This is a genomic window from Chryseobacterium sp. GTID13 (genome assembly GCF_056172655.1).
The window spans coordinates 521,266-535,070 of the sequence record NZ_JAOCMB010000005.1 but is presented as its reverse complement, the minus strand read 5'-3'; the positions used below and the strand labels follow the sequence as shown (position 1 = coordinate 535,070).

General features: G+C 39.5%; 7 protein-coding genes and 3 pseudogenes. 4 read left to right on the top strand and 6 right to left on the bottom strand.

Annotated features, from left to right (window positions below; genetic code table 11):
- Positions 1-57: 57 nt before the first annotated feature.
- The 6 genes and pseudogenes from bglX to N4G44_RS08450 all read right to left on the bottom strand — a co-directional run bounded on the left by bglX (position 58) and on the right by N4G44_RS08450 (position 8,197).
- A pseudogene (bglX, locus tag N4G44_RS08475) lies at positions 58-2,278 on the bottom strand (beta-glucosidase BglX).
- 9 nt (positions 2,279-2,287) lie between these two features.
- Positions 2,288-3,715, bottom strand: coding sequence for a glycoside hydrolase family 30 protein (locus tag N4G44_RS08470; protein ID WP_474925962.1), 1,428 nt, complete (start codon positions 3,713-3,715; stop codon positions 2,288-2,290).
- Positions 3,716-3,718: 3 nt separating this feature from the next.
- Positions 3,719-3,916, bottom strand: a pseudogene (locus N4G44_RS08465) (RagB/SusD family nutrient uptake outer membrane protein); the annotation flags it as partial.
- 38 nt (positions 3,917-3,954) lie between these two features.
- Positions 3,955-5,268, bottom strand: coding sequence for a RagB/SusD family nutrient uptake outer membrane protein (locus N4G44_RS08460; protein ID WP_474925957.1), 1,314 nt, complete (start codon positions 5,266-5,268; stop codon positions 3,955-3,957).
- A gap of 12 nt (positions 5,269-5,280) precedes the next feature.
- Positions 5,281-7,644: pseudogene (locus tag N4G44_RS08455) on the bottom strand (SusC/RagA family TonB-linked outer membrane protein); the annotation flags it as partial.
- A 31-nt stretch (positions 7,645-7,675) separates the two neighbouring features.
- Positions 7,676-8,197, bottom strand: a complete 522-nt coding sequence (locus N4G44_RS08450) for a TonB-dependent receptor plug domain-containing protein (protein ID WP_474925956.1) — start codon at positions 8,195-8,197, stop codon at positions 7,676-7,678.
- 174 nt (positions 8,198-8,371) lie between these two features.
- Between N4G44_RS08450 and N4G44_RS08445 the strand changes: the two genes are divergently transcribed.
- The 4 genes from N4G44_RS08445 (at position 8,372) to N4G44_RS08430 (ending at position 13,784) form a co-directional block, all read left to right on the top strand.
- Entirely contained in the window at positions 8,372-9,559 is a 1,188-nt protein-coding gene (locus tag N4G44_RS08445) for an MFS transporter (protein WP_474925955.1), read from the top strand.
- A 22-nt stretch (positions 9,560-9,581) separates the two neighbouring features.
- Positions 9,582-10,370 (top strand): NUDIX hydrolase, encoded by a 789-nt coding sequence (locus N4G44_RS08440; RefSeq protein ID WP_048503925.1) that lies wholly within the window; start codon positions 9,582-9,584, stop codon positions 10,368-10,370.
- A gap of 127 nt (positions 10,371-10,497) precedes the next feature.
- Positions 10,498-11,676: an acyl-CoA dehydrogenase family protein gene (locus tag N4G44_RS08435; RefSeq protein WP_474925954.1), complete on the top strand. Its 1,179-nt coding sequence runs from the start codon at positions 10,498-10,500 to the stop codon at positions 11,674-11,676.
- A gap of 161 nt (positions 11,677-11,837) precedes the next feature.
- Positions 11,838-13,784: a T9SS type A sorting domain-containing protein gene (locus N4G44_RS08430; RefSeq protein WP_474925953.1), complete on the top strand. Its 1,947-nt coding sequence runs from the start codon at positions 11,838-11,840 to the stop codon at positions 13,782-13,784.
- Positions 13,785-13,805 lie beyond the last annotated feature (21 nt).

The window sequence follows — 13,805 nt, the reverse complement described above, 5'->3', positions numbered from 1 at the left end:
TTGGCTAAAGCCGTTATATATTTTTCATTAAGCGGGCTAAAGCCCGCTCCTATTGAATTATTTATTCCAATTGATTCTTTTGGCCTGAACATCCCGGGAATTGGTTCCGACCATAATATCGAATTCTCCACCTTCCCAATCGTAATTCAGGTCGTTATCAAAGAATTTCAGGTCTTCCGGGGTGAGTTTGAAATCCACTTTCCTGCTCTCTCCTTTTTTGATGAATATTTTCTGGAAACCTTTCAGTTCTTTTACAGGGCGTACTACTTTTCCAAAAAGATCCCTGATGTAAAGCTGTACGACTTCTTCACCATCGAATTTCCCGGTATTGGAAACCGTTACGCTGATATTTAAAGTCTGATTTCCTTTAAGATCGGCAGAGCTTAAGCTCATATCAGAATATTTAAAATCTGTATAACTTAACCCATACCCAAAAGGAAATTTAGGATCATTGTCTAAATCGATATAAGCGGAAACATAATTTCTGTCCGTATTATTTTTTGCAGGCCTTCCTGTATTGTAATGATTATAATAAACAGGAATCTGGCCTTCAGTTCTTGGAAAGCTCATCGGAAGTTTTCCGCCCGGGTTTACTGTTCCGAAAAGAACATCAGCGATGGAGTTTCCTGCTTCAGTTCCCAGCCACCATGTATAAGCTATTGCCGGGATATTATCTGCTGCCCAGTTAAAGATCAAAGGTCTTCCGGCGTTGATCATTAATACGATTGGCTTTCCTGTTTTAGCAATTTCTTTCAAAAGCTCCTCCTGAACTCCTGAAAAACCGATATTGCTCCTGCTCTTCGCCTCACCGCTCATGGCATGGCCTTCCCCTAAAGTCATGATCACCACATCTGCTTTTTTGGCTGTTTCTATGGCCTCTGCAAACATAGATTTGTCCTGATCATCTACATTACAGCCTTTTGCATACAGTAAGGTTGAATTTTTATCAAGCTGATTTTTAATTCCGTCAAACTGGGAAACAATTCTTTGGCTGTCATCTTTAAAAGCAACAGACCAGAAACCGTGATTGGCAACAGTTTCTTTCCCGAAAGGACCTATGAGTGCTACTGTTTTAACAGTTTTTGAAAGCGGAAGAATATTTCCTTTATTCTTCAAAAGAACGATACTTTTTGAACCGAATTCTCTTCCGAATTTTCTGTTTTCCTGATTATCGGTCTGCTCTTTCTGTCTTTTTTCGTTGCTGAACCTGTAAGGATCATCAAAAGGCCCATTTCGAATTTTTTAGCTAAAATTCTTCCTGCTGCTTCATCCACAAGTTTGGCATCTACTTTTCCTTCTTTCACCAGTTTTGGAAGCTCTGCCATATAAACACGGCTTTCCATATCCATATCGTTTCCGCCCAGAATGGCTCTTTGCGCAGCTTCACCGGCATCTTTGGCATATCCGTGAGGAATCATTTCCCCGATACTTCCCCAATCGGACACCACAAAACCTTTGTAATTCCACTTTCCTTTAAGAAGTTCTCTCTGAATATATGCATTGGCTGTAGCGGGGATTCCGTTGATGTCGTTAAAGGAATTCATGAATGTGGCTACTCCTGCTTCAGCTGCCGCTTTGAAAGGAGGCAGATAGGTTTCGTTCAGTTGTCTTAAACTCATATCCACAGAATTGTAATCTCTTCCGCCAACGGCTGCTCCATACGCTGCAAAATGCTTGGCACAGGCCATAACAGCATCAAGACTTCCTAAACCTTTACCCTGAAAACCTTTAATCCTTGCCAGGCCGATCCGGGTTCCCAGATAAGTATCTTCGCCGGAACCTTCCATTACTCTTCCCCATCTCGGGTCTCTTGCGATGTCTACCATTGGCGCGAAGGTCCAGTGGATACCGTAAGCGGAAGCTTCTGTGGCTGCTATTCTTTCTGATTTTTCTATCATCGCCAGATCCCAGCTTGCTGCCTGTCCCAAATTGACGGGAAAGGTTGTTCTGTATCCATGGATCACGTCCTGACCAAATAGTAAAGGAATTTTCAGTCTGGACTCCTGAGCCAGCTTCTGGAAAGCTCTTGTTTCACCGGCTCCGGCTACATTAAGCATAGAGCCTACTTTTCCTTTTTTATTTCTTCCAATACCGCTGCAGAATTGGATTGCTGGGGGCCGGTAGCATATTCGAAGCCGCTGTACTGGACCATCTGCCCTACTTTTTCTTCCAATGTCATTTTAGACAGCAGTTCTGCCACTTTCTGATTAATTGATTTCTGTCCGCAGACATTCATTCCCAATGCTGCAACTGCAAGTAAGAAATAAGTTTTTTTCATGATATTAAATTAAAAAACATAAGTCGCTGCCGAATTTCCTGATAAGGTTACGGGAGCGGTCTTTCCGTTATATTTGATATTAAAGCTTTCATCGGCAGTGTTTGCGTTCTGAACGATGAGCACTGTTTTTCCGGCAGGAGTTTTAAATGCTGCCGTAGAAATGGTTTCCGTTTGTGTAGAGGCAATACGCTGTGAGCCTGCAGGCACAAACTTAGAAGCGTGTGCAATAATGTAATAGGAAACATTTCTGGTGAAACTTTCACGGCCGGAAACTGTTATTGCTCCTTTACATTCTGTACATCCTCCATCTGTATGAGGTTTGTACTCCGGATCATTTGCCAAATTCCATTCTAAAGCGATACTGCTCCAGTTTCTCATAGAACCGATGATAACGTTTTTAACATGCCAGTTGAGATCTTCATTAAAAGTTCCCTTTGAACCGGTCCACTGTTCGGTAAAATACAAATTTTTATCAGGAAAAGCGTTATGCACCGTACTTAAAGCAGAAATATCTCCTTCGTACAAATGGAAAGCTGACCCATCAATATACTGATAGGCTTCCGGATCTTTCAGAATATCAAGGGCATATTCCGGTTTATTGCAGTTGTGGTCATAAACCACAATTTTTGTTTTGATATTGTTGGCTTTAAAAACAGGACCTAAATAACCTTTAATAAAATCTCTTTGCTGCTCAGACGGCATATACAGGCTCGGATTGTTTCCGGGATGCAGGGGTTCGTTCTGAGGGGTAATGGCATCAATACTAATCCCTTCTTTTTTCATTCCCTGAATGTATTTTACAAAATATTCTGCATACACCTTATAAAATTCCGGCTTGAGACTTCCTCCCTTGGATTTTCCGTTATCTTTCATCCAAACCGGGGAAGACCACGGAGCTGCAATGATTTTAATTTCAGGGTTAATTGCAAGGATTTCTTTCAACATAGCGATCAGATCTTTATCTTTTGCCAGACTAAATCTGGAAAGCGTAGGATCTGTCTGCCCCTCCGGAAGATCGTCATAGGAAAAAACTTCCCCGTCGAGATCGGAAGCACCGATACTGAGCCGAAGATAGCTTATGGAAATTGAATTTTCATCTTTTCCGAAAAGTTCATTCAGAAGTGCTTTCCTTTTTGAGGCTGAAAGCCGGTTAATCACCTCAACACTACCTCCTGTCAGCGTATACCCAAAACCGTCAATATATTGAAACTTTTGAGTGTCATCAATTTCAATATTCTGCCAGCCATTAGGATTTTTAACAAATTTAACGGGAGCCTGCTGCTGTAATTTTACACTTTCATTACCTTTGGTCAGCCAAGACTGAACATTACTTTCCTTGTTTCCGTTTACCGAAGCACATGATACAGGAAAAAGTACCACGCCGCAAAGCAGCGCAGTACCTTTAAAAAAGAAACTATATAAGTTGTGAAACTTCATGTTTTAGTAGCCTGGGTTTTGTTTTAAAGCGGTATTAGGCAATTCATTAAACGGAATAGGTAAAATTTCGTTTTTGTTGCTTACAAATCCTTTGAAAGCCAGCTTTGAAGGAGCATCGCCCCATCTTACAAGATCAAACCATCTGTGTCCTTCTCCTGCAAGCTCTCTCCTTCTTTCATCTTTAATGGCCTGTAAGGAAACAGGAACTGACGGAAGACCTACTCTTGCTCTTACTGCATCTAAAAGAGCCTGGGCTCTTCCCCGGCGGCCCCTAAGGCTTCTGCTTCCATCAGATAAGTATCCGCAAGTCTTATGGCTATATAATTTTGTCTGAAATTCAGTTCTGCCGGCCCTGGAAGTGAGCTTTTTAAATCGTTTGTCGGTAAATATTTATTCAGGAAATATCCGGTATCTGCATAAGCCGGACTGTAAGAAATTTTACCGTCTGTTACTAGTTGTTTTGCATTGAAAACAGTAACGTTTAATCTCGGATCTCCCTGCATGAAATTAACAAAGTTATCCGTTACTGTATTGAAAGCCCATCCTGAGTAGATGTCCGGAGCATTATTATTAGGAACATTTTTTAAGGAATAAGAACGGGGTCCTACCATTACATTAATAGAGTTTCCTTCATCTTTTCCCTGTCCCCAGAATCCCCAGTCGGAATTTCCTTTGTTGGTATGCATTACTTCCAGGATGGATTCTGTTGAGAACTTGTATGGATCTGCTGTTTCAGGTCCTACCTTAAACAGATCTGCATAGTTGGCCACAAGCTTATATCCATATTGGCTGGTTCCTCCGGGAGTTCCGTTGACTTCAGCAAACTGCTCTGCAGCCTGAGGCATTTTTTTATCATACAGATAAATTTTCCCCAATATTGCTCTGGCTGTTCCCTGCGTAATTCTGCCTCTGTCGTTACCGCTGGCAGTCATCATTAGATCCGGAATTGCAGCAACGATATCACTCTCTATCTGAAGATAAACCTCAGCAGGTTTTGCCTGCGGTATATTCCAGTAATCATCCCCAAACTGAATCGTTTTGAAAACTAGCGGGATGTTTCCAAACATTCTCACCAATTCGAAATAATATAAGGAACGAAGCACTTTGGCCTCAGCAATATATCTTCTCTTAACATCTTCTCCCATAGTAGCTCCCGGAACCTTTTCGATCAACAGATTAGCTCTTGCTATTCCCTGATAATAATCTTTCCAGTAACTCGCTGGCATTGTATTAGGGTTAATGGTATAATTATTCAATCCCTGGATTCCTGCTCCATCATTGGAATTTCCACCACCGGAATAAAAGTCATCAGATCCTGCATTAAAAAATGTAACTGTATTCTCGAATCCTCCTGAATATTTTCTTAAAACATCATAAACGGAAACCAATGCACTGAAAGACTGCTGTTCATTCTGAAAATACTGGTCGGTATTAAAAGAACCGGAATTCTTTACATCATCCAGATATGAATCACTACAGGCAATATTGCTAAAACTAAGGCCTGTAAGAAAAGTAACAGCAAGCCCTTTATATAAAATATTCTTATTTTTCATTTTATTCATTTATTAAAATTGGATATTAGCACCTAGCAAAAATGTTCTTGCTTGAGGATAGTAAGCTCTGTCAACTCCTATTATATCTTGCTCGGAATTATTTCTTCCCGCAATTTCCGGATCGTATCCTGTATATTTGGTGAAAGTAAATACATTCTCTCCCGTAATGTACAGTCTTACTTTATTCATTCCAAAACGGTTAGTAACTTCCTGAGGAAGTGTATATCCTAACTGAATAATTTTCAAGCGGACATAATCTCCTTTCTGAAGATAATAATTTGACATCCAGGAATAGTTATGGTTAGGGTCGTTCCTTGTAATTCTCGGGTTATCATTGGTTGAACCTTCCCCTGTCCATCGGTCTAAAACTTTTGTCTGATAATTGGCATCCAGCATATCCAATCTTCTTAAGCCCTGGAAAATCTTATTTCCGGCCTGTCCCTGTGCAAACATCATGAAATCGAAATTCTTGTAATTTAAATTGACTGTAAGTCCAAAAGTATATTTCGGGATAGAACTTCCTAGGTTTACTTTATCATTGTCATCAATTTTACCATCGCCATTATTGTCCTGCCAGATGAAATCTCCCGGTTGGGCATTGGCCAATAATTTAGTTCCATTGGCATTAACATAAGAATCGATTTGTGCCTGGTTCTGGAAAACACCACTATATGTGTATCCGTAAAAAGAACCGTAAGGCTGTCCGACTGCGACTCTGGATACAGCTCCCATCGTCTGGAAAGAAGCAAGGTTGAAATAATCTATATCATCTTCCAATCTTAAAACTTTGTTTTTAATAGTGGCAAAGTTTCCGTTAACTGATATACTGAAATCTTCCCAGTTCTTTTTGTAACCTAATTCCAATTCAAGACCTGAGTTTTCCATATCCCCAACGTTTGCCCAAGGCAAATTAGGAACACCTACATAACCTGGAATGTTCACTTGTCTTAGGATATCGGATGTTTTCTTTTTGTACCAGTCTGCCGTAAAAGTGAAGTTGTTGAAAAGCTTTAAATCCGCAGCGATATTCAGCTGGCTGGTCTCTTCCCATTTCAGGTTCGGGTTCTCCAGTGTACTTGGCGCATACCCTATGATAATATTGTTTCCTGCATTGGTATAATTGCTTCCGGAAACCATGAAACTTGCAAATCTGAAGTTCTCCATTTCATCATTTCCTAAAACTCCGTAACCTCCTCTCAATTTTAAGTTATTAACCACTTTATTTTGTGGCCAGAAGTTTTCTTTATGAACATTCCAACCTAAAGACATGGACGGGAAGGTTCCCCAGTGCTGGTTGGTGGCAAACTTTGATGAACCGTCTCTACGGATTGTTCCTGTAAATAAATATTTATCGGCATAATCATAAATGACCCTTCCGAAATAAGATGCCTTACGGGTCTGAATTCCGTCCCATCCCGTAGCTGTAATATCATCCTGAGGGATATTAAAGTTGAAAGAAGCATCCTGCCAGTTATCAATAGGCAGATTAGTGTATGTTAAACTTGTTCCTCCTGATATATTATATCGGTATACTCCTTGCCCAATCAATACACTCAAATTATGATTACCGAATTTATTCTGATAGGTCAGTGTATTTTCCATGCTCCATTCGAACTTATTTTCGTCTACCTTATTCAGGCTGTTAAAGCTGGTATTGCTATAATTGGGACTTAAATAATATTTCGGTGTAAAAGTGCGGCTTCCCCAATAGGATTTTTTGCCGTTAAGACTTGTTTTAAAAGTGAAGTTTTTAAGGAATTTAAGCTCAGCAAAAACATTCCCTACAAAATCATCAGACCAGTTGTAATTTCCCTGCTGAATATGTTTGAAGGCTTGCGGATTGGTCATTTCCTGATTTACGTAACGGGAAATTCCGTACGGATTACCATTCTCATCACGGATAATGTATGGGTTGGTATAGCCGCTCGGATCCACTGTAGACCAGTCTGTAACGACTACCGGAGTGGTCGGATCTAAGTTAACGGCAGAAGCTAACGGACCTCCGAATTCCTCATTGGCACTGATTCCCTGGGATTTTGTTCTTGTATAGGCAAAGGTTTGGCCTATGGTTAAATAGTCCGTTACCTTATGGGTTGAATTAAATCTTGCATTGATTCTTTTATAGTAAGAAATATCGCTCATTACAATACCCGTCTGATCAAAATACCCGAACGATGTATAGTAGGTTGATTTCTCGTTACCTCCGGTAATACTTACCTCATGAGAAGATTTTTCGCCGGTTCCGAAGATAGCATCCTGCCAGTTTGTTCCCTTTCCAAAAGATGAAGGGTTGGTATATCTCGGTGCCTGCCCGTCATTGATGAAACCTTCATTGATGATGTTTGCATACTGAGTAGCATCTAAAAGATCTAGCTTTTTGGAAGTGTTTGAAAAACCATAAAACCCATTATAGGAAAGGCTGAGTTTTCCTTTTTTCCTTTTTTGTCGTCACCAGAATTACCCCTTTTGCGGCAGAAACCCCATAGATAGCTGATGATGCTCCATCCTTCAGCACTTCCATACTTTCTATATCCGATTGGTTCAGCCATCCGATGTTATCTACCACAATACCATCCACTACCCATAAAGGGCTGTTACTTCCTGCTCCAAAACTGGTAATCCCACGTACTCTTACTGTAGCAGCAGCACCGGGCTGTCCGGAATTTGTCACGACGGAAACCCCTGCAGCTCTACCCTGCAGTACCTGCTCAGGCTTCCCTGCCGGAATGTTCTCTATATCGCTTGCTTTAATACTTGCAATAGCTCCGGTCACATTACTCTTTTTCTGTGTTCCGTAACCGATCACGATAACTTCTTCTATTTTATTCTCTTTCGGAACAGTGTCCTTTACGCTGGTCTGTGCATTAAAATTGGCTGTAAAATACAGCACGGCAACCAATCCCAGACTTCTTGATATTCTTCGATTCATATACAGTTAGTTTTTAATTCTCAAATTGAGACAATAAAAATATATTTTTTTAAATAATTAACATTGTATTCACAATTATTTTAATTTTTCGTTTATTTTTGGGGGCTGAAAGCCCTAATTTATCTTCATAATTCATAAAAAAATCATAAAAAAACAATAAAAAAATCTCCCAAAATGACAGCCAAGCTTTCCAGAATCTCACTTCCTTTAAAACTGACCTTTCTTATTTTTTCAATGGTTTTGAACTGCATGGGCATTGTCATTCTTCAGCTTTCGGAAGCTAATATCACTTATGAAAAGCTAGGTTTTTTAGAATCGTTCAAGGATCTTCCTATTGCGTTTATTTCTCTTTTTGCGGTGAATTTTATAAGCAAAACCGGAACTAAAAAGGCATTAATTTCAGCTTTGATCATTGTGGGAATCTCTTCATGCTTCCTTCCGTTTATAGAAGATTTCTGGTTTTACAAAGTATGGTTTGCCATTATCGGGACATGCTTTGCTGTGGGAAAGATTTGTGTTTTCGGGATTATCCGTAATAATATTTCAGATGAAAAGTCTCTTGCCAAAATGATGAACAGTGTCGAGGCTTCATTTATGGTTGGTATTTTTGTGGTGAATACCGGTTTCGGATGGCTGATCTCCAGCCGTTATTCAGAATACTGGAAATTTGGGTTCCTGTCTATATCCGTACTTTGTGCCGTAACAATATTTTTATTTTCAAAGCTGAATATTTCGGAAACTCAAAAAACGGACAGCAAAAGCCTTATTTCTGAACTCTCAGCATTTGTAAAACCGGCAACCGTTGTATTTCTCTTTGTCATTTTTTTCATTGTATTTGTGGAACAGGGATTTAATTCGTGGCTGCCTTCATTTTATAAAAATCACCTGAACGTCAATTCTTTTTTTGCTTTGCAGGCCACTTCCTTCCTTGCCCTTTTCTCTTATGCGGGTAGAATGCTTACGGCCAATATAATCCAGAGATTTTCTTTGTCAAGGTATTATATTTTGTGTCTCTTTTTAATTATAGCTGTTCTGATGATCATTTTGGGAATCCAGTATTTTGATTCTGTGAATTCTAAAATTATTTTGTTTTTATTTCCTGTCATCGGGCTTTTTCTGGCCCCGCTCTACCCTGTTATCAATTCAAAAATGATTGCGCAGATTGACAAAGAAAAAATCAATCTGTTTACTTCCCTAATTGTTATTTTCTCGTCATTGGGAAGTTCAGTAAGCTCTATTATCATGGCTGTACTGTTTGAAAAACGGCTGCTGAACTACTATCCGATGTACATATTACTGGCTGTTTGTGTGCTGTTTACAGTCAGTTTGATATATTTTAGGTTGACAGCAAAGAAATTATAGAAAATAATTTTATTTTTATGCCATGAAAATCAAAGAAACCAAAAATAAAGAAACGCTTCAGGAACTTATTGATACAAAAGATTTTGTAGCACATGTATCTGTTGACTGTACCATATTTGGTTTTCACAATAATATTTTGAAAGTTCTTCTTTTGAAATATCATGACCTGGATCTGTGGTCTCTGCCGGGTGGTTTTGTTTTCAATGATGAAGATCTTCGCGAAGCGGCAGCCAGGGTTTTGTATGAAAGAACGCATCTTAAAGACCTTTTCCTGAAACAATTTCACACGTTCGGAAGAATAGACCGTACGGAGAATAATGTACACCAGATTCTCCTCAATAACAAAGGAATTGAAGTTCCGAAAGATCACTGGATTTTTCAGAGATTCATTACAGTAGCTTACTGCAGTCTTATTGATTTTTCCATTGCCAACACTTTTCCGGATGCCTTTAACGAAAGCTGTGAATGGTTTGAAGTAAACAATCTTCCCAAAATGGCTTTTGACCACGACAGGATTATAGAAACCGGTCTGGAATACCTGCGTATGAATATCAATACCGAGGTGGCAGCCAGTAATCTTCTTCCTGAAAAATTCACCATGAAAGACCTTCAATCCTTGTATGAAACTATTTTGGGAGAAAAATTCAGGAGAAACAATTTCCAGCGCAAGATTTTGAGCTTAAATATCCTGGACCGACTGGAAAAACTTTACGACGGATCTGCAAACAAAGCCCCGTATCTGTACAAGTTCAAAAGTAAAATACACAATGCTGCCAACCAGTATCCTATCTCCAATGATGAGGAGGCCTAAAAAGTCCTGTTTTTACTTAAAACCTGCCTGTTTTCATTTATCTCACTGAAAATCAAAGGCAATAAAGATTTGCAAAAAAATTTTTCAAACCGGCGAAAAGTATTACTTTTAGGCAAATCAAAAAATCATGTCATATTATCCTCTTACAAGCATTCCAGACTATTACGGAATTGATGCTTTACTTACTGAAGAACACAAACTGATCCGTCAATCGGTAAGAGATTGGGTGGAAAGTTTTGTAATGCCGCAGATTGATCAGGCCGCACAAAATCATACAGATATTCCGGGCTTAATGAAAGAATTGGGAAAAATTGGAGCTTTGGGTCCATATATTCCTGTTGAATACGGTGGTTCAGGGTTAGATCAGATTTCTTACGGTTTGATTATGCAGGAACTGGAAAGAGGAGATTCTGCAGTACGTTCTGCTGCTTCGGTACAGAGCTCGCTGGTGATGTTCCCGATCAATGAATTCGGTTCCGAGGAGCAGAAGAAAAAATACCTTCCTCATCTTGCCGCAGGAGAAATGATCGGTTCTTTCGGACTGACTGAGCCTAATCACGGTTCTGATCCAGGTTCTATGGAAACCTATTTCAAAGATATGGGAGACCATTACCTGCTGAACGGGGCCAAAATGTGGATCACCAATTCTCCGTTGTGCGACATTGCCGTGGTTTGGGCAAAAAATGAAGAAGGAAAAGTACAGGGATTGATCGTTGAAAGAGGCATGGAAGGTTTCACCACCCCTGAAACGCATAACAAATGGAGCTTAAGAGCATCAAAAACAGGAGAACTGGTATTTAATGATGTGAAAGTTCCCAAAGAAAACCTACTTCCGGGAGTAACTGGATTAAAAGGACCTTTATCTTGTTTAAATTCAGCAAGATATGGAATTTCTTGGGGAGTTATCGGAGCTGCCATTGACTGTTACTGTACGGCTGTTCAGTATTCCAAGGAAAGAAAGCAGTTCGGGAAACCTATTGGTTCTTACCAGCTTCAGCAAAAGAAACTGGCAGAATTCTTAACCGAAATTACAAAAGCACAATTGCTTTGCCTTCAGTTAGGAAATCTTAAAAATGCTCATAAAGCAACTCCGGCCCAGATCTCAATGGCTAAGCGCAACAATGTGAAAATGGCTATTGATATTGCAAGAGAATCCAGACAGATCCTTGGCGGTATGGGAATCATGGGCGAATTCCCAATGATGAGGCATGCTGCTAACCTTGAATCTGTAATCACTTACGAAGGTACTCATGACGTTCATTTACTGATTACAGGTTTAGATATCACAGGTATCAACGCTTTTTAAATAAAACTTAAAATATATTATAAGGAGTCCGGCCGAATGGCCGGACTCCTTATTTTACTCACTTTGCAGGGAACTTATATTCAGTGAATAATTATTGATGTATTAATATTAATGAGATTTTATTAAAAATATTTAATTTAAATTCATTAAAAAATATTGATATGAAAAAACTATCCGCTCTTTTATTAAGTTGTACAGCGCCATTCTTTTTCGCCCAACAGGCAGGAGATGTTGCCAGCTTTGAACAGAAATTAGACCTCACTCCGCAAGGGGTAGCCAATTTTATCGCCAATAATCTTGGTGACCAGAATGCTCCGGACTTCGTCAGTTATCTCAATGGATTCAATGTAGGCCTGAAAGGATACAAAATAACGTATTATACCAAAAACGAAAAGAATGTTTTGGTAAAAGCTACCGGGCTTCTGATGTATCCCAATGTCAATTTTAAACTGTCTACGGTCGTATCCGATCATGGAACCACCGACAGCAGAAATAATGTACCCTCCAACTTTAAAGGAGCTTTAACAGCCGGATTTGTAGTGGAACTGTCCTATGTTCTCAACGGCTACATCCTCATGGCTCCTGATTATGTGGGGATGGGAAGCGGAGACGGAGTTCACCCCTATGTAGATGCAGCTACGGAAGCAGGGGCTACAATAGACTTTGTAACGGCAGCCAATAAGGTTTTGGGGCAGTTAGGCGTAAAAAGATATGATGAATATTTTCTGGCAGGTTATTCCCAGGGAGCCCATGCGGCCATGTCTACTTTAAAGACCTTAAATACCTCCAACCCTACCAATCTGAAATTCAAATACGCTTATATGGGTGACGGACCTTATGATTTTTCAGGAGTTACTTTAAATAAAGGAGTTCTGGAAAAAGATTTCTATCCGTTTACCTCTTTCCTTGCCAATGTTCTCCATACCTGCAACAATACGGGGTATAAAACCTATAACACCAGCATTTCAGAAGTGATTTCCCCTGAATATCTTGATAAATACAACTATCATGTGGTTCAGGATAACGGAGGACTTCTTTGGGGGCCTGTCATCTGGAGAAATCTTTTCACTCAGAATTTTGTGAATGATGTCACCAATAATCCGAATAACAACCTCAGAAGATGCATGAAGCCTAAAGATGTATACGATTGGTATAACAAAACACCGATGACATTAGGACATTCGACTGTAGATCTGGCTATTCCACCGGAAAACACTTCTAAAACCATTGACGTGCAACGTGGATATTACGCCTGGTGGGATCTGAACAAATATAAGCTGGATTCGTTTTACTGGGGACCTTTAGGGCATGTGGGAGGAATTGTCCCTTTCACTCTGGCATCGAATGCAAAGTTCAATACACTCAGAAGCGGCGGACTTCTGAACGAATGGGCTATACTCACTTCTAAACAACAGCAAAACAGCCAGCAACAAGCCCATTCACTTTATTCTTCCCAGCTAAAACCGGATCTTGGTAATATGCAGCTGGTGGGAATCACAGATTTCAATCAGGAGAAAGCAGCAAGCAGATCAGCCACGGAAAACAGTTTATCTAACCTAAAAGATGGAGTTTACCTTTTAAAAGTACAGGAAAACAATAATCAAAAACTAATTCCTTACGTTAAGAATACACCAATAGAAGTACCTGAAAATGAGATCATACAGTCTGAAAATAACCATATTTTAAAACTGAAAGTTTCTCAGGAAGAGCTTATAACAGTAAATATTTTTGACAGCAATAAAAACCTTCTGAAATCAGTCTCTAACGAACAATACAGCAAAGACGGCGGGATTGACATAAAAGACATTGACAATCAAAACAATACCTTTGAAGTAGTTACTCAATTCTATAATCTGCAGTTCAAAAAAACATTGACTGATGGGCCATTAGCCAATAAAACTGAAGTATTTACCCAAAACCGCCAGATAATTGCAAAAGCAGATAACGGCATCAAAAATATCAGCATTTACACTATTTCCGGTGCCCTGATCCTTCAGCAGGATATCAATAAGTCGGAATTCAAGTCAAATAATTTAGAATCAGGAGTTTATGTCGTTCAAATGATTACCTCCGATGGAAAAACAGTCAATAAGAAAGTCAAATTATAACAAAGTTTCATAATATATTCT

Coding starts and splice junctions, on each gene's coding strand:
- N4G44_RS08470 (WP_474925962.1), bottom strand. CDS start 3,715: ATGAAGTTTCACAACTTATATAGTTTCTTTTTTAAAGGTACTGCGCTG.
- N4G44_RS08460 (WP_474925957.1), bottom strand. CDS start 5,268: ATGAAAAATAAGAATATTTTATATAAAGGGCTTGCTGTTACTTTTCTT.
- N4G44_RS08450 (WP_474925956.1), bottom strand. CDS start 8,197: ATGAATCGAAGAATATCAAGAAGTCTGGGATTGGTTGCCGTGCTGTAT.
- N4G44_RS08445 (WP_474925955.1), top strand. CDS start 8,372: ATGACAGCCAAGCTTTCCAGAATCTCACTTCCTTTAAAACTGACCTTT.
- N4G44_RS08440 (WP_048503925.1), top strand. CDS start 9,582: ATGAAAATCAAAGAAACCAAAAATAAAGAAACGCTTCAGGAACTTATT.
- N4G44_RS08435 (WP_474925954.1), top strand. CDS start 10,498: ATGTCATATTATCCTCTTACAAGCATTCCAGACTATTACGGAATTGAT.
- N4G44_RS08430 (WP_474925953.1), top strand. CDS start 11,838: ATGAAAAAACTATCCGCTCTTTTATTAAGTTGTACAGCGCCATTCTTT.